This window comes from Rhodococcus sp. NPDC060176, from assembly GCF_042728675.1.
Lineage (GTDB): Bacteria > Actinomycetota > Actinomycetes > Mycobacteriales > Mycobacteriaceae > Rhodococcus_F.
The window spans coordinates 338,594-358,591 of record NZ_JBHWYS010000003.1 but is presented as its reverse complement, the minus strand read 5'-3'; the positions used below and the strand labels follow the sequence as shown (position 1 = coordinate 358,591).

Annotated in this window: 21 protein-coding genes; 12 read left to right on the top strand and 9 right to left on the bottom strand. The window is 61.2% G+C overall.

All coding sequences use genetic code 11. The features are described 5' to 3' along the window. The first annotated feature begins 14 nt into the window (after positions 1-14). The gene (locus ACFWEM_RS16600) at positions 15-680 is read left to right on the top strand and encodes a hypothetical protein (RefSeq protein ID WP_378535136.1); all 666 of its coding nucleotides are present in this window, start codon (positions 15-17) and stop codon (positions 678-680) included. Positions 681-905: 225 nt separating this feature from the next. Continuing rightward, positions 906-1,793 carry an alpha/beta fold hydrolase gene (locus ACFWEM_RS16595; RefSeq protein WP_003945464.1) on the top strand — a complete coding sequence of 296 codons (888 nt, stop codon included), beginning with the start codon at positions 906-908 and terminating at the stop codon, positions 1,791-1,793. 1 nt (position 1,794) lies between these two features. Here ACFWEM_RS16595 and ACFWEM_RS16590 read toward each other — a convergent pair whose 3' ends face one another. Both ACFWEM_RS16590 and ACFWEM_RS16585 read right to left on the bottom strand, forming a co-directional pair. Beyond that, positions 1,795-2,613 carry an HAD family hydrolase gene (locus ACFWEM_RS16590; protein ID WP_378535134.1) on the bottom strand — a complete coding sequence of 273 codons (819 nt, stop codon included), beginning with the start codon at positions 2,611-2,613 and terminating at the stop codon, positions 1,795-1,797. A 62-nt stretch (positions 2,614-2,675) separates the two neighbouring features. After that, complete coding sequence (locus ACFWEM_RS16585; RefSeq protein WP_378535132.1) at positions 2,676-3,146, bottom strand: MarR family winged helix-turn-helix transcriptional regulator; 471 nt, start codon at positions 3,144-3,146, stop codon at positions 2,676-2,678. A 147-nt stretch (positions 3,147-3,293) separates the two neighbouring features. On the opposite strand from ACFWEM_RS16585, the gene ACFWEM_RS16580 reads away from it, so the two are divergent. The 3 genes from ACFWEM_RS16580 to ACFWEM_RS16570 are packed head-to-tail and all read left to right on the top strand — an operon-like array spanning position 3,294 to position 5,683. Then, positions 3,294-3,791: a VOC family protein gene (locus ACFWEM_RS16580; RefSeq protein ID WP_378536160.1), complete on the top strand. Its 498-nt coding sequence runs from the start codon at positions 3,294-3,296 to the stop codon at positions 3,789-3,791. Positions 3,792-3,828: 37 nt separating this feature from the next. Continuing rightward, positions 3,829-4,617, top strand: coding sequence for a pirin family protein (locus ACFWEM_RS16575; protein ID WP_378535130.1), 789 nt, complete (start codon positions 3,829-3,831; stop codon positions 4,615-4,617). 1 nt (position 4,618) lies between these two features. Next, positions 4,619-5,683, top strand: coding sequence for a maleylacetate reductase (locus tag ACFWEM_RS16570; protein WP_378535127.1), 1,065 nt, complete (start codon positions 4,619-4,621; stop codon positions 5,681-5,683). Between the two features lie 19 nt (positions 5,684-5,702). On the opposite strand, the gene ACFWEM_RS16565 is transcribed toward ACFWEM_RS16570, so the two are convergent. Further along, entirely contained in the window at positions 5,703-6,224 is a 522-nt protein-coding gene (locus ACFWEM_RS16565) for an Lrp/AsnC family transcriptional regulator (RefSeq protein ID WP_378448911.1), read from the bottom strand. A 109-nt stretch (positions 6,225-6,333) separates the two neighbouring features. On the opposite strand from ACFWEM_RS16565, the gene ald reads away from it, so the two are divergent. Continuing rightward, positions 6,334-7,434 (top strand): alanine dehydrogenase, encoded by a 1,101-nt coding sequence (gene ald / locus ACFWEM_RS16560; protein WP_378448910.1) that lies wholly within the window; start codon positions 6,334-6,336, stop codon positions 7,432-7,434. A 38-nt stretch (positions 7,435-7,472) separates the two neighbouring features. Beyond that, positions 7,473-8,348 (top strand): aldo/keto reductase, encoded by an 876-nt coding sequence (locus ACFWEM_RS16555; RefSeq protein ID WP_378535124.1) that lies wholly within the window; start codon positions 7,473-7,475, stop codon positions 8,346-8,348. On the opposite strand, the gene ACFWEM_RS16550 is transcribed toward ACFWEM_RS16555, so the two are convergent. The 3 genes from ACFWEM_RS16550 to ACFWEM_RS16540 all read right to left on the bottom strand — a co-directional run bounded on the left by ACFWEM_RS16550 (position 8,349) and on the right by ACFWEM_RS16540 (position 10,782). Beyond that, entirely contained in the window at positions 8,349-9,599 is a 1,251-nt protein-coding gene (locus ACFWEM_RS16550) for an NADH:flavin oxidoreductase/NADH oxidase family protein (protein ID WP_378535122.1), read from the bottom strand. It abuts the gene before it with no gap. Positions 9,600-9,630: 31 nt separating this feature from the next. Next, positions 9,631-10,134, bottom strand: coding sequence for an SRPBCC family protein (locus ACFWEM_RS16545; RefSeq protein WP_378535120.1), 504 nt, complete (start codon positions 10,132-10,134; stop codon positions 9,631-9,633). Positions 10,135-10,206: 72 nt separating this feature from the next. Further along, positions 10,207-10,782, bottom strand: coding sequence for a TetR/AcrR family transcriptional regulator (locus tag ACFWEM_RS16540; protein ID WP_378535118.1), 576 nt, complete (start codon positions 10,780-10,782; stop codon positions 10,207-10,209). Between the two features lie 85 nt (positions 10,783-10,867). Between ACFWEM_RS16540 and ACFWEM_RS16535 the strand changes: the two genes are divergently transcribed. Together ACFWEM_RS16535 and ACFWEM_RS16530 are read left to right on the top strand one after the other, a co-directional pair. Further along, on the top strand, positions 10,868-11,326 hold the full coding sequence (locus ACFWEM_RS16535) for a PaaI family thioesterase (protein ID WP_378448905.1): 459 nt from the start codon (positions 10,868-10,870) through the stop codon (positions 11,324-11,326). A gap of 227 nt (positions 11,327-11,553) precedes the next feature. Further along, a complete protein-coding gene (locus ACFWEM_RS16530) occupies positions 11,554-12,855 on the top strand; it encodes a TrpB-like pyridoxal phosphate-dependent enzyme (RefSeq protein ID WP_378535116.1) in 1,302 nt (433 codons plus the stop codon). 64 nt (positions 12,856-12,919) lie between these two features. On the opposite strand, the gene ACFWEM_RS16525 is transcribed toward ACFWEM_RS16530, so the two are convergent. Both ACFWEM_RS16525 and ACFWEM_RS16520 read right to left on the bottom strand, forming a co-directional pair. After that, on the bottom strand, positions 12,920-14,041 hold the full coding sequence (locus ACFWEM_RS16525; protein WP_378535114.1) for a CU044_5270 family protein: 1,122 nt from the start codon (positions 14,039-14,041) through the stop codon (positions 12,920-12,922). Then, positions 14,041-14,640: an RNA polymerase sigma factor gene (locus tag ACFWEM_RS16520; RefSeq protein WP_378535112.1), complete on the bottom strand. Its 600-nt coding sequence runs from the start codon at positions 14,638-14,640 to the stop codon at positions 14,041-14,043. Before ACFWEM_RS16520 ends, ACFWEM_RS16525 begins: the two co-directional genes overlap by 1 nt. 251 nt (positions 14,641-14,891) lie before the next feature. Here ACFWEM_RS16520 and ACFWEM_RS16515 point away from each other — a divergent pair, with 251 nt between their 5' ends. After that, a complete protein-coding gene (locus ACFWEM_RS16515) occupies positions 14,892-16,316 on the top strand; it encodes a hypothetical protein (RefSeq protein ID WP_378535110.1) in 1,425 nt (474 codons plus the stop codon). A gap of 258 nt (positions 16,317-16,574) precedes the next feature. Then, on the top strand, positions 16,575-16,919 hold the full coding sequence (locus tag ACFWEM_RS16510) for a hypothetical protein (protein ID WP_378535108.1): 345 nt from the start codon (positions 16,575-16,577) through the stop codon (positions 16,917-16,919). A 40-nt stretch (positions 16,920-16,959) separates the two neighbouring features. On the opposite strand, the gene ACFWEM_RS16505 is transcribed toward ACFWEM_RS16510, so the two are convergent. Continuing rightward, positions 16,960-18,177 (bottom strand): PucR family transcriptional regulator, encoded by a 1,218-nt coding sequence (locus tag ACFWEM_RS16505; protein WP_378535106.1) that lies wholly within the window; start codon positions 18,175-18,177, stop codon positions 16,960-16,962. Positions 18,178-18,596: 419 nt separating this feature from the next. Between ACFWEM_RS16505 and ACFWEM_RS16500 the strand changes: the two genes are divergently transcribed. Further along, a complete protein-coding gene (locus ACFWEM_RS16500; RefSeq protein WP_378535104.1) occupies positions 18,597-19,937 on the top strand; it encodes an MFS transporter in 1,341 nt (446 codons plus the stop codon). Positions 19,938-19,998: the final 61 nt, after the last annotated feature.

Below are 19,998 nucleotides of genomic sequence, written 5' to 3'. Positions count from 1 at the left end.
GGTGGGAGCCAGCGGTGAGCGAGTCAACAGGCAGTACGAACCTCGAGCCCGTGCTGATCAGTCCCGTCGTCGGCGGAATGATTCGCACGTGGTCCGAGGACGAGACCCGCCTGTGGAGTGTCGACGATCCCGAGGCGCTCGGCGCGTTGCTTGGACGCGGCACTGTTTCCCGTACTGCTCTGCCGGACAACAAGTTCCGAGAAGTTGCATTTTTCGACGCCCTGACGCAGACCCTCACTGTGCAGCCGCGCTTCGCTTCCCCGGACAGCACTGCCCTCGCCGCACCGTTCAAGCTCAGCGACGCGTCCTCCCCGACCGGCGACGCTTGGGAAGATCTCGAATCGCTACTAGCGTCCATCGCGATCTCCGCTGCTGGACGCGGCGAATTCTGGCTCGCGGAACTCGGCGGGTGGGATTCTCCCCACAAGCCGAATTGCCTCTTCACGACCGTCGACGAATTGGGCCTGGCCAATGCAGTCATGGAGGCCACCCCGGCACCCGTGGGCACAGGCGTCTGGCCGGAGGTTCCGAACGGCCAAACCGGTGTTTCGGTCTCGGCGCCAGCCTCGCAAGACACCATCGAGGCCGCCGGAATCTTCGCAGTATCAGCTATCGAGACCTGGGGCGTCACACCGTGGGACATCAACCTCACCTTCGGCAAACTGGTTGATTTCGCCTGATCAACCGCCCCGACAAGCGGCGGTGAGTTGTACGTCTCCCCTCAGCCGACGGCTCACGGTTCGTCACAACACGCCCGATGGCGACGACATCGGGCCGCTCGGTGGGCATACTGAGGGAACTGGGGTTACTCCCGGTCACAAATACCCGTGGATCCGCGTCGGGGCGGGTGCGGTCCGACAACACGCGAGCAGCCACAGACACTGGCGGCTCCGAAAGGTTCAATCATGGCAACCGACCAATTACAGACGGTTGTATTGCACGGCGACCAGCTCAAATACGTCGACCAAGGCAGTGGCCCCGTTGTGGTGCTCATTCACGGCCTGCTGGGCGCGCACTCCAACTGGGAGCCTCAGATCGAGACGCTCTCACGCCACTACCGCGTCATCGCTCCTGATCTCTTCGGACACGGTGCGTCGGACAAGCCTGCCGGCGACTACTCACTCAGCGCTCACGCAGCCACTGTGCGCGATCTTCTCGAAGCCCTCGACATTCCGTCGGCCACCCTGGTCGGTCACTCACTCGGCGGCGGGATCGCGATGCAGACGCTCTATCTGTTCCCCGACCGCGTGGAACGGCTGTGCCTCGTGGCCAGCGGCGGACTCGGCCCCGAGGTCAGCCCACTCCTGCGCGCAGCGACTCTGCCAGGCAGCGAACTGGTGCTTCCCGTCCTCGCGTCCCGGACGCTGACCGATGTGACCGACAAAGCGCTCGGACTTTTCAACAAGATCGGCCTGTTCAAGCTCGGCGCCAGCGCGAGTGAGGCTCGTAAGAGCTTTGCTTCGGTATCGGACGCGTCGACACGTCAGGCATTTCTGGCGACTGCACGATCGGTCATCAACTACAACGGTCAAACCGTCAATGCCACTCCGCATTTCGCCAACTTCAAGAACTTGCAGGCACTACTGGTATGGGGCGAGGAAGACACCATCATCCCCAACGCCCACACCGAGAACGCTCGCGCCGAGCTACCGCTCGGGCGGGTCGAGATCTTCAAGCGCGCCGGACACTTCCCCCACCTGGACTATCCGGATCGCTTCGACCGTGTCTTCTCCGAATTCATGACGGACTGCGGCGTCGGTATCGGCACCGGGCCCAAGGCCGTCAGCAGCTGAACTAGCTCCCCGCAACCAACTCTTCGAGGTAGCTTGCCACTCCGTCCTCGTCGTTCGTGGGCAGAATTCGGTCGGCTAGTTCGATGACCTCAGCTCGGGCGTTGGCGGGCGCCAGAGCCGTTCCGGCCCAGGTCAGCATGGCAACGTCGTTGAACGCGTCGCCGGCTGCCGCAACTTCCGACGCGTCGATGCCGTCGATCGCGCACAACTGCGCGAGAGCGCTGGCCTTCGAGACGCCCGCCGCGGCCATTTCCATGTACGGAGCCCCGGAGTGGGTCAACTCCACACCCTCGATGCCCGCAGCGACCGCAGTTCGGTACAGGTCGGCGCTGGGAACTTCCGCATGCCGAGCCACGATCTTGACCATCGGCTCGACGTCGAGAGGCAAGGTGTCGGCCAGCACCATCTCGTGCAGGTGCCGGTGATGGTCCGCGAACTCACACAGAGCGGCATACTCCGGCTCGGCAAAGAACTGAGTGGGTCCGACGTTCGCGAACACGACGCCTGGGACCAGTGCGCGAACTTGCTCCATAGCCGTTGCCGCCAAGGACATTTCGATCGAAACGGTGTCGACGATCTTCGGAGTACCATCGGCGAGGTCGAGAATGACAGCTCCGTTGGCACACACAGCTTTACCGCGAAATCCGCACGAGCTCGCCAACGTATGTACCGAATGTCGAGCGCGGGCCGTCGCCCACACAACTTCGATACCCGCCAGCCGCGCGTTCTCCATGGCTTGCGCGGTGCGCGTCGAAATCGTTCGGTCGGAGCGCAGCAGGGTGCCGTCGAGGTCGGTCGCGAACATACGAATGCGGGTCACCAGACCATGATGGCAGTCCGTTCGCAGTCCTCACCAACTACATGACATTGGCCGTTGCTCTGTCAATTACCTGACCGGCCCTTGAGAAGGTGGCGGCGCATCTCACCGAACACCACACCGAGACGCTCGACATCTCGCGGACTCAGCAGATCGAACATGTTCTCCCGTACTGCGGCGACGTGGGCCGGGCTTGCCGACGCCAATTTCTCGGCGCCCTGGTCGGTCAGCTCCGCATTGGCGCCACGCTTGTCGTCGACACACTCGACCCTGCGCACCCAACCGACGCCGACCAGTCGATTGACCGCCCTGGTCACGCCACTACGGGTTGCCATCACGGCGTCAGCGAGCTCACTCATGCGCAATTGTCGTCCGGGCGCCTCGGCCAGCGCGACCAGCAGTTCGAAATCCGTGAAGGAAATATCGGAGTCGTGCACCAACTGTTGATCGAGGACGCGCTGAAGCAGGCGGGTCGAATCCAGGTACGCCCGCCAGGCCGTTTGCTCCGAGTCGGTCAACCATCGCGTTGATTCCATCACGCCAGCATATCCGAAGTAGTTGACAACGAAATCAAATGAGCTATTCTCAATGTAGTTGATCAGTCAACTACTTGTTCGAAGAGAAGATTCAACCGAGAGGCGGGCGCCATGAGCGACGACAACGCAGTGCAGGTCGACAAAGCAATGCAGGCCGACAACGCAGTGCAGTTCGAGGAACGCCGTGCCGAGATAAGGGATCGACATCTGATCCCTGCCGACAAACGACCGTCGTCGATGGCACGCGGTCTGCACCATACGGCCCTGATCAGCAGTGACGTCGAGCGAACCGTGAAGTTCTATCAGGATATCCTCGGCTTCCCTCTCACCGAACTGATCGAGAACCGTGACTATCCCGGGTCTTCGCACTTCTTCTTCGACATCGGCAACGGTAACCTCCTGGCCTTCTTCGACTTCCCGGGCCTCGACGTGGGCCCGTACCAAGAGGTACTCGGCGGCCTCCACCACATCGCGATCAGCGTCGAGCCGGCCAAGTGGGCGACGTTGCGCACCAGACTCACCGAGGCGGGCGTCGAATTGATCGAGCACAGCGAGGTGTCGTTGTACTTCCGCGATCCCGACGGCGCTCGACTCGAACTGATCGCAGATCCCCTCGGCGAGATGTACGGCAATCACGTCCTCTGAAAACTTGCTCTCCCCCACACCATCCGGAAGGCACCCCATGACCTCCACCTTGTCGCTACCGAACTTCGACGTCCGCCGATCGGGCGATCGCTTCAAGTCCAATGCGGGCTGGCTGGACTCGAAGCACTCCTTCTCGTTCAGCAATCACTACGACCCGAAGAACACTCACCACGGCCTTCTCCTGGTCAACAACGACGACATCGTCACGCCGGGAATGGGATTCGACACCCACCCGCACCAGGACATGGAGATCGTCACCTGGGTTCTGAGAGGTTCTCTCGTGCATCAGGATTCGATGGGTCATTCGGGGGTCATCTACCCCGGACTTGCCCAACGGATGAGCGCCGGAACTGGCATCCTGCATTCCGAGAAGAACGACTCGTGGCGACTCGGTGACGTGGCCGGCAGCCATTCCGACAAGCACAGCGACCCGGTTCACTTCATCCAGATGTGGGTCATCCCCGACGAAGCCGGAATCACCCCCGGCTACGAGCAGTTGGAGATCGACGCCGAATTGCTTACCGGTGGACTGGTTCCCGTCGCCTCGGGAATGGACGCGTACGCCGATCACTCGGCAATCCGGATCAAGAACAAGTACGCCGCGATGCACGTCGCGCGTCTGCAACCCGGACAGCCCGTGACCCTGCCGGACGCACCGTTCCTGCATGTTTTTGTCGCCGACGGTCAGGCGGCCATGGAAGGCGTCGGAGTGCTCGAACAAGGTGACGCGGTACGAGTGTCCGGCGGCGGAGGCCAGCAGGTCAGTTCCGATACCGGCGCCGAGGTCATCGTCTGGGAAATGCACGCCACCGTTTCGCAGGGATGACATGAAGTCCTTCTCGTACGACGCTTCACCGGCTCGAATTGTCTTCGGCCAAGGGACGATCGGCTCGATCACCGAAGAAGTGAGACGGCTCGGCCGTAGCCGAGTGATGGTGCTGGCAAGCCGTCGACTGGACGCGCTTGCCGCCGACGTCACCGAATCTCTCGGTGACATGGCCGTCGTGCGCTTCGACGGCGCCGTGATGCACACTCCGATCGAAGTCACGACAGCCGCGCTGAAACTTGCCCAGCACCATCACGTCGACACCGTCGTCGCGATCGGCGGCGGCTCGGCAACCGGGTTGTCCAAAGCACTCGCACTGCGAGCGGGGTTCGATCAGATCATCGTTCCGACGACGTATGCGGGATCAGAAGTCACTCCGGTGTTGGGTGAAACCGAGAACGGACGCAAGACAACTCGCTCGTCACCCCGCATCAGACCCGAAACCGTCATCTACGACGTCGACCTCACTCTCGATCTGCCGCTGGACACCACCGTCACCAGCGCCGTCAACGCGATGGCTCACGCGGTTGAAGCGTTGTATTCCGCCGAATCCAATCCGATCACCGACTCGATGGCAATCGAGGCACTCTCCGGGATCGCCCGTGCTTTGCCGATCGTCGTCGATGATCGGAGAAATGTAGAAGGCCGGGCCGACCTGCTGCAATCTGCCTGGTTGGCCGGAACCTGCTTGGGCACAGTCGGCATGGGACTTCATCACAAGTTGTGCCACACCCTCGGCGGCAGCTTCGGTTTGCCGCACGCCCCCACCCACACCGTTGTCCTCCCCCATGCAATGGCGTTCAACGCGGCTGCCGTCCCGGAAGTGATGTCGCGAATAGCAACCGCTCTGGGTGTATCCGATGCCGCTAGCGGCGTATTCGACCTCGTCACCGCGAGCGGCGGACCGACGTCTCTGCGAGAGGTGGGAATGAGTCACGATCAGATCGGCCGTGCAGTCGAACTCGCGACCTCCGCCGCCTATCCGAATCCGCGTGAGATCACCGCGCCGGGCCTGAGCGAACTCCTCGAGAACGCCTGGTCCGGGCGTCGCCCCGTCATTTTGTGAGAACGCGGGTGAGAACGAATCAGGCAGTGCCGCCACGAGGCCTGACGTGCTCGAAGATCAGAATCGTCTCGGTCGCGGCCACCGCCGGATGGGCCGAGAGGTTGTTGACGACGAAGTCCCGCAACTGCGCCGAATCCGTCGTTGCGACGTGCAACATGTAGTCGTCGACACCGGCCACGAAATACACGTTGAGCACGGAGTCCAGCTTGGCGAAGTCGTCACCGAGTCGGTTGAGGTGTGACCTCGCGTTGGCCTGCAGTCGAACTGCGATCATCGCCTGCAGATCCATTCCGAGAGCAGCGGGGTCGATGTCCGCGTGGAATCCCCTGATCACGCCGTTGTCCACCAAGGCACGCACACGTCCGAGGCACGTCGACGGCGCAATTCCTGCGATCGCGGCCAGCGCATTGTTCGGAATCCTCGCGTCTTTCGCCAGCTCTTCGAGCAGAACCCGGTCGACCTCGTCCAACTTCATAGCTGCCCGAACATGCTTCGGTGAGGCAGCCGTCTGGATACCGATTTTTGAACTTTCGCGCACCATGAATACAGCATAGAGAATTATCTTCACTTCTCTTCACTATCTGGTGACGAAACTTCATGCTTGGCACCTGACATTCGAAGAAACAACAGACTCAGTTCGGAGCCGTGTCATGAAGGTCGGAATCCCCCGCGAAATCAAAAACCACGAGTACCGCGTGGCCATCAGCCCAGCAGGCGTGCACGAACTGGTCGGCCGAGGGCACGAGGTCGTCATCGAAACGGGTGCAGGCGTCGGTTCCTCCTTCAGCGACGAGGATTTCAAGGCTGCGGGCGCACAGATCCTCGGGTCCGCGGATCAGGTCTGGGCGGACGCAGATCTGCTCCTCAAGGTCAAAGAACCTATTGCAGAGGAGTATTCGCGGCTCCGTAAGGATCAGGTGCTCTTCACCTACCTGCACCTGGCGGCGTCGAAGGAATGCACCGACGCGCTCCTGGCGTCGAAGACCACCTCCATCGCCTACGAAACCGTTGTCGGTTCCGACGGTTCACTGCCGCTCCTCGCCCCGATGAGCGAAGTAGCCGGACGCCTTGCACCGCAGGCCGGCGCCTACCACTTGATGCGTCACGGCGGCGGACGCGGAGTGCTGATGGGCGGCGTGCCGGGAGTACGTCCTGCCAAGGTCGTGGTGATCGGTGCGGGAGTCTCCGGCAAGAACGCCATCGCCGTGGCCTACGGCATGCAGGCCGACGTCACCGTTCTCGATCTGTCGATCGCGCGTCTGCGGGAAATCGACGAGCTGTACCACGGCCAGGTCAAGACCATCACGTCCAACAGCCTCGAACTGGAACAGGCAGTTCTCGACGCCGATCTCGTCATCGGCGCAGTGCTGGTCCCAGGGGCGAAGGCTCCCACTCTCGTGTCCAACAGCCTGGTCGCGCGCATGAAGCCGGGTTCGGTACTGGTCGACATCGCCATCGACCAGGGCGGCTGCTTCGAGGACTCACACGCGACCACCCACGCCGATCCGACGTACCAGGTTCACGGTTCGGTCTTCTACTGCGTTGCGAACATGCCCGGCGCCGTTCCCCGCACATCGACGTACGCGCTCACCAACGCGACACTTCCGTACGTCGTCGCATTGGCCGACAAGGGATGGAAGGACGCCGTCGCGACTGTTCCCGGTCTGGAATCGGGACTGAGTACACACGACGGTCTGCTCTTGTCGGACAGTGTTGCAGCAGCACATGGGTACTCGGCTGCCACGCTCTGACCCCGGCGAGGAAGGCTGGAGATCGCTAGCCTTGATCCATGAGCAATCCTGACATCACGCTGAATTCCGGAACCACGATCCCGCAACTCGGCCTCGGAGTCTGGCAGGCCACCAACGACGAAACCGAGCATGCAGTGCGGTTCGCACTCGACGAGGCCGGCTACCGGCACATCGACACTGCAGCCGCGTACGGAAACGAAGAGGGCGTCGGACGAGGTATCGCCAACTCGTCCGTCGCGCGAGAGGACATCTTCCTCACCACGAAGCTGTGGAACGCGGACCAGGGCTACGAGCCGGCGTTGAAGGCTTTCGACACCAGTATCGACAAGCTTAGCGTCGACTACGTCGATCTCTACCTGATCCACTGGCCGCTGCAGGACAACGACCGCCTTCTCCGCACTTGGGAGGCGCTCGAAAAGATCGCGGAATCGGGCCGTGCCAAGGCAATCGGGGTGTGCAACTTCGAGCCGCACCATCTGCAGCTTCTTGTCGATCGCGGCGGAATGTTGCCCGCCGTCGATCAGGTGGAACTGCATCCGCACCTCACGCAGCACGCGATCCGGGACAAGGCAGCCGAGCACGGGATCAAGGTCGAATCGTGGAGCCCACTCGGCGGCACCAGCAACGCAGGTTGGGGTAAGGCTTCGAAGCCCAACACGCTGCTCACCGATCCGATCATCACTCGAATCGGTGACCGCCACAGCAAGACTGCCGCACAGGTCCTCATCCGCTGGCACCTTCAGAACGGCCTGATCGTCATCCCGAAATCAGTGCACGACGCTCGGATCGCTCAGAACATCGACGTATTCGACTTCGAACTCACTGATCTCGATCTGAGCGAAATCGACACTCTCGACGACGGCACGCGCGTCGGCGCGCATCCCGATGAACTCAATATCGGTGCGCCGAGCTGATCAAGCCGCTCGTTTGGTGGGGCGAAGCGCATCGATTCCGTTTCGCCTCACCATGGTTCCGAGGGTCTTCCACCACGGACGAGCTGGATCCGGCTCGTTGCCGTCGCCCATTCTGTGCAACTGATCGGTGTGCCACTGCAAGTCGAGTGCACCGTCGAGCATCGAGATGTCGGCAACCTTCCCCAACAATTTCCGCGCTCCAAACTCGACAGTCGGGACGTTCAATCGTTCCCGATCCGATTCCAGGAGAACGCTTGCCGCGTCGGGAATGGTGATCGTCGGCCGGCCGAGGCCGATCACGTCGCACGCGCCGGAAGCGAGTGCCTCGACCATCGCCGATCGCGAGCGGAAGCCGCCCGTGACTGCCAACGGAATGTCGCCGGCGATCGCCCGGACAGTCTCGGCATATTCGAGAAAATATGCTTCTCGGTCACGAGTGCTCTGCTTCTGCGCTTTACCCATCATGGCCGGCGACTCGTAGCTGCCACCGCTGATCTCGATGAGATCCACCGACTCTTCGGTCAACGCGCGCACTACTTCTCGCGACTCGTCTTCGGAGAACCCACCGCGCTGAAAATCAGCCGAGTTGAGTTTGACCGAGACCGCGAATCCGGGCGCGACCGCCGAACGTATGCGCCGAACGATCTCGATCAGAAAGCGTCGGCGACGCTCGGGATCTCCACCCCACTCGTCCGTGCGCTGATTGGACAACGGCGAAAGGAACTGCGCAACAAGATAACCGTGCGCTGCGTGGATCTGTACGCCTCCGAATCCCGAGGACTCGGCGACGCGAGCGGTTTCCGCGAACCTGTTGATGATGTCTTCGATCTCGGCGGTCGAGAGTTCTCGCGGCGCAGCCATTCCCGGGATCTTCAGCGCGATCGGACTCGGGCCGACCGGGCGGCCCCTGCTGGCAATCGGGTTGGATTGTCGCCCTGGGTGGTTCAGCTGCATCCAGATCTCGGCGCCGCCGTTCTTGGCAGTCTTGGCCCAAGCCGTCAGCGCTTCGGCATCTCGATCGTCGTCGACCACGACGTTGCCCGGTTCGGCGATCTGAGATCGATCGACCATGACATTGCCGGTGATCAGCAACCCGAATCCGCCGCTGCCCCAACGACCGTACAGAGTTTCCAGTCGGGTGGACGGTCCATGTGTCCGGTCCCCCAGAGCCTCGCTGAGCGCAGCTTTCATGGTCCGATTTCGCAGTATCTGCCCACAGGGCAAAGTCAGCGATTCTCCGAGCGTGGTCATGAATGCCTCTCGCGTGAATGGGGGAAGAAGGTCAACGGCGGGGCGCAGAACCGAAGTGCCGCTTGGTATCGCGCACGAAGCTCGAGAAGATCAGTGAGTTGACCGGCAGACCGCCGCGTACCGCGAGCGACAGCTTCGGACGCGGTGAGAATGCAAAGGTCCACTGCAGTCTCGAGCCCACTGCAAGTTCGTCGACGCGGTAGTCCTCGGCGAAGGATTGGAACAGTGGAACATTCGACTGCTCGACGTAGAACGAGTGCCGACGTGTTTCGTCGTCCCAGGTGATGAACTTTTCGCGCATCTGCATCGCACCACCGCCCACCTCCGCGATTCGCCGTGTGCCGACACCGTACGGGCGAGGCGAGGTGCAGTGAACTTTCGTGAGCAGCCGGCACCACGACAACGGTTCATCCGCAGTCAGACCGGCCCAGACGTCATCCGGTTCGGCGGCGAGATCGATCGAGTACGTGAAGATATGCGGTGCCGTGTCGAAGAAATCGACACCGACCGGTTCGAGGTCGAACCAATGTGTCATCGCCCGCTCCTGCCCAATTAGCCGTTACATGAAGTTACGGATACTCGACGACCGAAGTCAACCCCCGAGCGCTCAGCTCGACCACGCTTGCGAACGCGAAAGCCCCTGCAGCGAAGCGATGACCTGTTCGAGCGGTTCGATACTTCGAGTCGTCTGGCATACAGCCACGGCACCTTCGACCGACGTGATCGTCAAATTTGCCATCGATTTTGCTTGCACTGCAGGATAACCCGCGGCTTCGAGTTGTGATTCGATCAACTTCTGCCATCCCAGCAAGACTTCAGCTGCCACTTCCGCGACCTCCGGTTCACTGGCACGAGCCAATCCGCCGGCAATCACCGGACAGCCGATCGCGAAGTCCGAGCGCGTGAGATTGAGTCGCCAGATGTCGCCGACCGCTTCGATCACGTCGGCAGTGGAACCGTTAGCCGCAGCCGAGCTGATCCGTCTGGTGATGATCGCACCGGCCGCGCGCACGGCTTCGACCATCAACTCGGTCTTACCGCCAGGAAAGTGGTGGTAGATCGACCCACGGGGTGCGCCGCTGTGCTTGATGACGTCACTGAAGGACGTCGCGTCGACACCGTTGCGGCTGATCAGTTCAACCGCACTGCGAATCATGCGATCACGTGAGCTCAGCTCTGCCATGTCACAGATCCTTCGGCCGTCGGTACACCTGTCGACTCATACGCTACGTTATGTATGACGACCTACATAGTGATGGGATGAAACAATGAGTGACGAGACAACAGCGACCGTCGATCCGGCGCAGATGACAGGCCTCGAACTTCTCCGCTGGATGGGGACACAGGTCAACGATCGCCCGAGCATCGGGCGCCTCCTCGGGATGGAGATGCGCGAGGTCAACGAAGGATCCGTGAGCTTCGCTCTGACGCCGCGCGCTGATTTCAGCAATCCCCTCGGCACGGTCCACGGCGGCATCTGCGCAACGCTGCTCGACTCGGTCATGGGCTGCGCTGTGCACACCATGCTTCCGGCCGGCGTCGGATATACGACCCTCGAACTCAAGCTCAACTACATCCGCACCGTGCCTCTCGACGGCGATGAACTGACCGCACACGGCAGTGTCATTCATGTGGGTGGGCGTACCGCGACCGCAGAGGGCAAGGTACTCGACAAGGACGGCAAGTTGGTGGCGCATGGAACCACGACGTGCATGATCTTTCGCTAAGCCCGACGTGAGCAGGGCGCGAGTGTCGATGTACGATCAACTCGTGACCCTGCTCACTGCGCACCTCTGGTGGCCCGACCGCTGACGGTCAGCCGCAACTGCGTGCTGCCCGGACCGATATCGGGTGGTCCAGCAGGCTCCTCTCAGGATCCCCGATCCGGCAAATGCCGTACGCGTCGTCGCTGCGACCGCCAAGATCAGGTACCGAATCCACGAAGGAGAGTTAGTTGACCACCACCCCACTCAACCGTTCGCTCGAGCCTTTGGGCGTTTCTGTCCCGTCGAAAGTGCCGACGCACTGGTACAACTTGGCGGCCGACCTCCCCGAGCCTGTTCCCCCGCACCTGCATCCGGGCACACGTGAGCCGCTCGGCCCCGAGGACTTGGCGCCGCTGTTTCCGATGAATCTCATTGCGCAGGAAGTCGCAACCGAGCGCTACATCGAGATCCCGGAGACGGTTCGCGAGATCTACGGCATGTGGAGGCCTTCTCCCCTGTTCCGTGCACACCGACTCGAGCGCGCTCTGGGCACACCCGCCCGTATCTACTACAAGTACGAAGGTGTGAGCCCGGTCGGTTCACACAAGCCGAATACTGCTGTCGCGCAGGCGTACTACAACGCAATCGAGGGGACCACCAAGCTCACCACCGAAACCGGTGCGGGCCAGTGGGGTGCGTCGCTGTCGTTCGCGGGCGCACTGCTCGGACTCGACGTCGAGGTGTGGCAGGTTCGCTCCTCCTTCGATTCGAAGCCGTACCGACGCATCCAGATGGAGGCGTACGGCGGAATCTGTCACCCGTCGCCTTCCGACCTGACGGAAGCCGGACGCGCACTGCTGAAGTCGCATCCAGACACCACCGGCTCACTTGGTATGGCCATCAGTGAGGCCGTCGAGGTTGCCGCGCAGGATCCGAACACGCACTACTCACTCGGTAGCGTGCTGAACCACGTCATGCTGCACCAGACCGTGATCGGTCAGGAAGCAATGGTCCAGCTCGAAGAAGCTGGCGACGCCATCCCCGACACCGTGTTCGGTTGCGCCGGTGGCGGTTCCAACCTCGCCGGACTCACCTTCCCGTTCCTGGGACGAAACCTTCGCGAAGGCACCAAGACTCGTCTGGTCGCCTGCGAGCCTTCGGCATGCCCGTCCCTCACCCAGGGCGAGTACCGCTACGACTTCGGTGACGTCGCCGGTCTGACGCCGCTGCTCAAGATGCACACTCTCGGCAAGGACTTCGTTCCCCCTGCGATCCATGCCGGTGGCCTCCGCTACCACGGTATGTCGCCGATGGTCTCGCATGCGGTCAACCTCGGACTCATGGATGCGATTGCCGTCGATCAGGACGACGCACTCCAGGCCGGTCTGATCTTCGCCCGCGCCGAAGGAATCATCCCGGCTCCGGAATCGACCCACGCAGTTGCCGGCGCCATCGCTCACGCTCGTGCCGTCACCGAACCGGAGGTGATCGTTATCGGTCTTTCGGGCAACGGTCAGTTGGATCTCCCGGCGTACTCGCCCTACGTCTGACGCCGCCGGTGTGGTGGACTCGTGTGTACGAGGCCACCACACTTCGTCACACCGAGCACGTTCTCTATTCGTATCCCAGCTCGTCGACGGACCGGACAGTGATCGAACTTGTCCCCAACACGGTACCGGGGGCTATCCAAGGATCTTCCGGAGCGGCGCCCGCGACCCGTCGTTCGCCGATGAACTCGCCGGTACCCGGATCGATGATCAAGTCGCGACGCTCGCGAACGCCGTTGAGCCCGAGTGCGATTCCGACCCGACCGTCGAGGGTGGTCTGTTCCACGGTCTCCACACCATCGATTCCGGCGATCGCGCGATACCACTGCGCTTTGACATCTGGCGGCATCATGCCGGCTCTCAGTATTTCAATCGCGATGTGGAACATCGCTTCCGGCGTCGAACCGCGCGGCGCCGTGTAGTCGCGCAACCATCGAAGCAACCCCTCGGGGTCAGCGGGCAGCGACCGATAGAAGTTGGGGTCGTCCCAGTCGTCCGGAACGCAGTTGATGTTGTCGCGATTGTCGTCGAAGAATCTGCCGCAGCGGGCACGCCATTCCCCGTTTCGGGTTTCGTCGATGTAGAGAGCTGATTCACTCTCCGGCGTCGTGCCGCCGAGCCACCGCGACTGGCCAGTTGACCGCCGCTCGAGCCATTCTTGTGTTTCGTCTGCCGGAATCCATAGCTGCGAACGGGTTTCGAGCAGGTAGGTGTAGCCGTTGCGTGGAGCGTCGGGACCTGCTTCGTAGGGAGATCCGAACTCCATCCCCTGTTGGACCCACGCGTGCTCCTCGACGAGTCGAAACGGTCCCTGTCGAGCGGAGGTCATCTCGATCGATTCGAGCGAGCGCGCGGCTTGTTGTAGGACGTGTTCGGCGGAGGCGAGTTCGATGGAAGGCACCGGCAGCGACGCACCACCCGTAGTGCCTGTCTGCTCTGCAGGTGTGAACTGCACCAGCACCGCAGCCAGGCAGACGGCCATGAGCACCGCGGCACCGGCGTAGACCGAAGCGGCCACGCGCCGCAGAGCAAACCTGCGACTGGGTACCGGCGGAGAACTTTCCGCCGCTTCCGCGTCGGCGAGGACCCGATTCCGGATCGCTGCCAACGCGTCGACGTCCGGCTTGTCGAGCGCATCGCGGAGTTCGAGCAACGTGTCGTCCAGGGGATCGGTCCGAGGATTCGGCATCAGTTCTCTCCCGAGGCTTGTTGGAGGTTTTCGGAGTCGAGCAGCAAAGTCCGCAGGCGAGTACGCGTGCGGTGCAGCCTGGACCGGACAGTGCTGGCCGGCACGGACAGGATCTCCGCGATCTCGGCCGGTTCGAGATGGGCCCAGGACGAGAGGAGGAGCACGTCGCGTTCGTCCTCGGTCAGCTCGGCGAGGGCCGACGCGATCACCTCGAGGCGACGGGACGCGTCCACCCGAGCCGTGACAAGGTCTTCCGGCGCAGTCTCGGACACGACGCGTTCGCCATGTACCCGCGCGAGTGCGCGTTCGGCGCGATCCTGGGAACGAAAGTGTGCCCGGAGCAGGGTGTGGGTAATGCCGAACAGCCAAGCTCGAACGGGAGCCCGACCAGCGTCGTAGGTGGATCGACGATCGATTGCGACGGCAAAAGCCTCAGCGACGAGGTCGTCGGCGTGATGTTCGCCGGCTCGAGCGCACACGTACCGGCGAAGATCTGCGGCATGGGCGTCGAAGAGCTGAGCGAAGACCTCCGCCACGCGCGGGCCGTGCAGGTCCGGGTCCGGTGTGGCGCGATCACCGGGCGGGTTCGAAGATGTCACGGTGATACTTGGTCGGTGCGGCCCGTAGCGTCCCCGGGGTGGCGGAACGGGTAGCGATGACGACCCACGATCCGCACTTTCTCCCGAGCTTTCACCATGCGCAGCAGTCGGTCCTCAGTCTCTTGGTCGGAGACCAAACGCTACCCGGCACTGACGCGAGGTAGGCCTTGGGAGCGATCTCGCGGCCAGGATCAAGCCCGGCGGGCAGCGAAACGAACCGTTCAGTTTGCTCGATCGGTTACGGTCTTTCGATGCAGCTTCGGTTGAAGGAACACTGGAAACTGGTCGCCCTCGGGTTGGCGTTGATCGTGGCGATCGCGTTCATCGTCGTATCGGCACTCTCCGACTCCACTGAAGCGGCCTCGCCGAAGCAGAAGTCAGGCGGTCCAATCGTCGAGCAGGGCGTTGTCGACGTGGACCTCTCCGATCCTCCGCAACAAGCCTGGGAACTCGATGTCCGAACCCTCACGGATAACTCCGGCGACGTGTTGTTGTCGATGCCTTCCGGCCTCGATCGCTACTACGGCTACGGAAACACGTACCAGGTCGGTGACGTGCTGGTGGCCGCGACGGCTTATCCCCTGCCCAAGACCGACGAGTCTTCGTCGGGCCAGGGAGTCGGTGACGTCTCACTGGTCGGTGTGAATCCCGACGACGGAAGTCCGCTGTGGAAAACACGAATCGGCGGAGTCATCGGCCAGTGCAGCCAACAGAACGAGTCCACGATCATCGCGTGCTGGGGCGATCGACGAATGATCTTTGTCGATACCGCGACCGGAACTCTGTTGTCCGACCTCGGAACCGACTTCGATCTCAGTGGTGCCGCCATCACCGGAGACACTGTGTACACGTCCGGCGAGAGAGTGGACGGAACCGTTCGCACACGAATTCTTGCCAGCGGCAACACCACCGATGTGACGGCCAACTTCGTTCGCACCTTCGAACCAAGTGAAAGGTTCGGATCGGTCTACACGATCCCGAGCACCAACACGGTCATTGCGATGGAACAGGGCGATGGCGGGGACCCACAGTACCGCTATCGAATCTACGATCTGGATTCCGGCGCAGAACGATTCAGATTCGAGGGTGATTCGCTCGTCCCTGCCGGGAACGGATTGTTCCTCACCAGTGTCGGTGGCAGATCAGGCTATGTAGGAACCCAAAACCTTTTGGCTTCCGACGGATCCACGATTCGTGCGATACCGATTCCCTCTTCCTCATCGTCGTCCTACCCGAGTAAGCCCTCGACAGCGGTGCCGATGTTTCTCGGCGACGGCGCCTACGACCCGGAGTCCGGTGACGAACTTTGGCGCAGTTCACAAATCGTCAATACCGAGATGGCCGGGACGGGAAGCGCCATTGCCGCAGTGGTAGGAAAGACAATCCTGGTCACCTCACCGGAGACCCGCACAATCTCGGGTCTCGACGTCGAGAGTGGTCGACAGCTGGGGCAGACACCCTGGCAAGACGCGTACTGGGTTCGAAACGGAGCGACCGATGGCGACCACTTCGTCTTCAGCGACTACACCGGCATGCACGCAATCCGGGCTCGCGACGGAAAGATGATGTGGTCGGTTCCCCTTCCGCCAGAAGTCGATCCGCGCGGAGTTGTCGTCTCGAATGCCGGCAAAAACGTGTCGTTCTCCTGGCAGAACCATTTCACCGTTTGGCGATAGGCCGGCAACATCACCGATACCGTGTCGTACTGACCAGCCTGCTCACCAACAAGCAAGTGGATAGACGTGCAGCAATCAACGTCCACAATCCGATCTTGCGCATTTGTTCAATATCGGGGGAACGATCTCGGACAACTGCATATATCTCCGCGACTCCAACTTCGGAAAGATCAGACCAGACCTGCAGTGAAGGGGTGCGTACACATCGCTCCGACTAAGGTGCCTGATCCACTCCAACCATAAAGGGAGCCAACGGGAATGGACGCGAAATCCTCTGTTCGCAGTCGGCAAAAAATAGTCCAGTTTGCGCGCAAACATCTGCGTACTGGAGGACCGGACTCAGACCAAATTCGTCGTCATTTCGGTTTGCAAAAACGCGCGTTCTTCACACAGCTCGACACTCATCTCGACGATTCTGCACTTTCAATGCCCGAAAAAGTTGCACTCCGCCGCATCTGCCGACAAGAAAATAGAAGATGCCCGATCAAACGTATGAACATCTCAGCAGGTCAAGCCGACTCATCCCGGCCGATGAACGACGCGCTGCCTTTCCCACCCCCTGAACCATCCCGCTTGATGATCGAAAGCCGCCAACTACGTTGAGCCGCTGGATTCTTCCGCTGTCCCTCTTCTCGGATCGGGATCATCGGAGATCCAACAGTCGCGCGACTTTCAGGCTCAAATGCAAGGCCAACCGGTCGTCGCCGTTTGCCAGGTCTGCGCGTGTTATCTCCTGAATTCGCCGCAACCGATAGTACAAGCTCCCCCGATGCACACAGAGCGCCTCGGACGTTCGCTTTACGTCACCGGCATTGTCCAAAAAGCTCTCCAGCGTCGCGAGTAGGGCCTCACTCTTGGTGTCCTCATGGCTGAGCAAGGACTGCAGCCCAGAATGAATACTGTTCTCGAGCCGATCCTCCGACAGTTCGGCCAGAAGGCCGTAGACACCGAGATCCCGATACCGCACAACATTTCCGAGCACCTTGACGACCTGGGCCACATCTGCGGAACGCCTGGACTCTTCGTAGGATTCGCGCACGTCTGCAACCGAGGTTCGCGATTCACCGATACCAACCCAACAGTCCAGGTTCTGACGCCCACTTTCAGACAAGATTCGCTTTTGGGCTGCAACGATCAGCGAGTCCAGATGGGTATGCGTCGAGCGTTCGGCCACCGATACGATGAGCAGACTGTGGTCGGGGCGGTCGAGTTGGATTGCACTGTTCCGCGGGAGCCTCCGCCGAAGCTGATCGACGCCGACGGCAACACTCAGACGATCTCTTTCGGTCAATGTCGACCGGTCGACAGGACGGAGCAACATAGTGACCACGACTGCTGGACCCGCTGCCAACAAGCCCCCCTCGGCCAACCTGTTTGCCGCGTCCTCGCGGAGCGACCGCTCGCCGGAAAGTACGTCACGAGTAAGTTCCCGCTCCCGACTTCGAGACAACTCGTCCAGTAGCTGTTCTCGGTGAAGGATCGTTGCTGCCGCGTCAGCCGTGCGCCTCAAGACCTCGGCTTGATCCTCGTCAACGTCGCCCTCCGAAGTCAACAGCCAGACGAAGCCCAGCAGCGCATTGCGGTACCGGATCGGCATCCCGACCCGGCCAAGGGTCAGCCCTAGTTCCTCGTTGACGGGAACAGCGAAGACATCAAGGGCTTCACGGCCTCCACTCGAGAAAATGAAGTCTACGATCTCACGTGAAACATTCCGCTGTAGAACGGAATTCATCCTGACGGGATCAACGGCACTGTCATGGGAGTTGTACGCGAGTAGACGGATCTGTGCATCATCGATCGCAACGGAACGGTCGAGACGGCGCCCGGTGGTGTCCACCAAATGCTGTAGTTCTCCGGCCATGGTCGAACTGTACGAGTTGCGCTCTCCTTTTTGCAACAAATGACCAAATCTATCGTCGGCATTTTGCACAAATGCCAGTGATGCAACTAACTTTCGCACCATAAGCTCGCTTCATGCCGAAGCACTCGAGACCCGGAACGTCTTCACTCGGTCTGCGACCCGGCAGACGTGGCATCGAGAGGTCGGACGTTCAGCAGCGACGAGATCTGTTGCAGCCGTGAGATTTGCAAAGTTGAGCCCGAGGCCCGCCCGGCACGAATTCCCTCTGGCAAAGTCGCCTCCGACCCGAAATCGACAATGCCCTACGTTCACCAGTTCAATGTCGGATCCCACCGACCTCTTTCAATTTCGAATACCTCGAATGACGACTGTGACGTCACAAAAACGTTGCCATTCAGCATATCCCGAGAGGAATCAGTATGACCGGCACAGCAAATGCTCCTGTAGAGCAGGAGACCGCGACTTCACCGGAACGTCGATCCGCGCGCCGTAGGGCCCTGATTGCCGGCGCGACAGGCAACATCGTCGAATGGTTCGATTTCACGATCTACGGATTCACAGCCGCAGTTCTCGCGACAGTGTTCTTCCCTCCGGAGTTCGGCAGTGGCGCACTGCTTGCCACCTTCGCTCTTTACGGAGTCGCATTCTTGGCCAGACCTGCCGGCGGCATCTTCTTCGGAAGACTGGGTGACCGTCTCGGCCGACGGAGATCATTGTCCCTGGCAATCACGCTCATGGGCTGCTCGACGGCGGCTATCGGTCTCCTACCGACATACGCTTCGATCGGTGTTGCCGCACCGCTGTTGCTGCTGCTGTGCCGATTGGTTCAAGGATTCTCGGCCGGGGGCGAATACACCGGAGCTGCCACCTTCGTCGTCGAGCATGCGCCGTCCCACCGCCGAGGCTTGTACGCAGGGATAATCAGTTCTTCGTCGTTCGTCGGCAGCATCTTGGCCACGGTCACAGTCTTGTCATTCAGCTCGGTCGGCGCTGAGCACTTCGCCGACGGAGGATGGCGTTGGCCGTTCATCATCGGAGGCGTTGTCGCCATGGTGGGTCTGTTCATGAGGCTTGCCGTCGAGGAGACTCCGGCGTTCAAGGAAATGCAAGAAAACGATTCCCTTCCAACCCGCCCACTGGCAGATCTGTTCCGCAATCACTGGCGGACTCTGCTCACGTCCTTCGTGTACTTCGCCTCGCTCGGTGTCGTTACTCATATGCTGCTCGGCTACATGCCGACATTTCTGGTTCTCTCAGCCGATGTTCCGAGCACGGTTGCACTGCTGATGACAACCGGCGCTTTGGTTCTCGCAGTCCCGCTGTTCATCTTCTTCGGCGCCACAGTCGACCGAATCGGCCGGAGGCCACTCGTCAGAATCGGGATGGTGATGTCAGTTTTCGTATCGGTGCCCAGCTACATGCTCATCGGCACCGGGAATGCTTTCGCGATTGCCGTTGCCCTGGCCGCTCTGGTCGTCGCGCTCTCCTTACTTGCTTCCGCTTTGCTCGTAATTCTCGAAATGATGCCGACGCATGCGCGATTCACCGGCACGGCAATCCCTTACAACGTCGCGTATGCGCTCTTTGCGGGAACTGCGCCTCTGGTGTGCGCATCGTTGGTCAACGCCACAGGAAGCCATCTGTCGCCGGCCTTCTACGCAACCGCCATCGCTTTGATCGCGCTTCCCATTCTGTGGCGAGGGATTCCGGAAACGAAAGACCGGTCAGCCACGCAGAGCAGTTCGACGAAACATTTCTGACAATGGGCGCGCCATGGTTGCGATTTTTTGCGCAGCTGTCGATAGCGTTCCGCGTGCCGCC

Coding starts and splice junctions, on each gene's coding strand:
- ACFWEM_RS16595 (WP_003945464.1), top strand. CDS start 906: ATGGCAACCGACCAATTACAGACGGTTGTATTGCACGGCGACCAGCTC.
- ACFWEM_RS16585 (WP_378535132.1), bottom strand. CDS start 3,146: ATGGAATCAACGCGATGGTTGACCGACTCGGAGCAAACGGCCTGGCGG.
- ACFWEM_RS16580 (WP_378536160.1), top strand. CDS start 3,294: ATGCAGGCCGACAACGCAGTGCAGTTCGAGGAACGCCGTGCCGAGATA.
- ACFWEM_RS16575 (WP_378535130.1), top strand. CDS start 3,829: ATGACCTCCACCTTGTCGCTACCGAACTTCGACGTCCGCCGATCGGGC.
- ACFWEM_RS16570 (WP_378535127.1), top strand. CDS start 4,619: ATGAAGTCCTTCTCGTACGACGCTTCACCGGCTCGAATTGTCTTCGGC.
- ACFWEM_RS16565 (WP_378448911.1), bottom strand. CDS start 6,224: ATGGTGCGCGAAAGTTCAAAAATCGGTATCCAGACGGCTGCCTCACCG.
- ald (WP_378448910.1), top strand. CDS start 6,334: ATGAAGGTCGGAATCCCCCGCGAAATCAAAAACCACGAGTACCGCGTG.
- ACFWEM_RS16555 (WP_378535124.1), top strand. CDS start 7,473: ATGAGCAATCCTGACATCACGCTGAATTCCGGAACCACGATCCCGCAA.
- ACFWEM_RS16550 (WP_378535122.1), bottom strand. CDS start 9,599: ATGACCACGCTCGGAGAATCGCTGACTTTGCCCTGTGGGCAGATACTG.
- ACFWEM_RS16545 (WP_378535120.1), bottom strand. CDS start 10,134: ATGACACATTGGTTCGACCTCGAACCGGTCGGTGTCGATTTCTTCGAC.
- ACFWEM_RS16540 (WP_378535118.1), bottom strand. CDS start 10,782: ATGGCAGAGCTGAGCTCACGTGATCGCATGATTCGCAGTGCGGTTGAA.
- ACFWEM_RS16535 (WP_378448905.1), top strand. CDS start 10,868: ATGAGTGACGAGACAACAGCGACCGTCGATCCGGCGCAGATGACAGGC.
- ACFWEM_RS16525 (WP_378535114.1), bottom strand. CDS start 14,041: ATGCCGAATCCTCGGACCGATCCCCTGGACGACACGTTGCTCGAACTC.
- ACFWEM_RS16515 (WP_378535110.1), top strand. CDS start 14,892: ATGCAGCTTCGGTTGAAGGAACACTGGAAACTGGTCGCCCTCGGGTTG.
- ACFWEM_RS16510 (WP_378535108.1), top strand. CDS start 16,575: ATGGACGCGAAATCCTCTGTTCGCAGTCGGCAAAAAATAGTCCAGTTT.
- ACFWEM_RS16505 (WP_378535106.1), bottom strand. CDS start 18,177: ATGGCCGGAGAACTACAGCATTTGGTGGACACCACCGGGCGCCGTCTC.
- ACFWEM_RS16500 (WP_378535104.1), top strand. CDS start 18,597: ATGACCGGCACAGCAAATGCTCCTGTAGAGCAGGAGACCGCGACTTCA.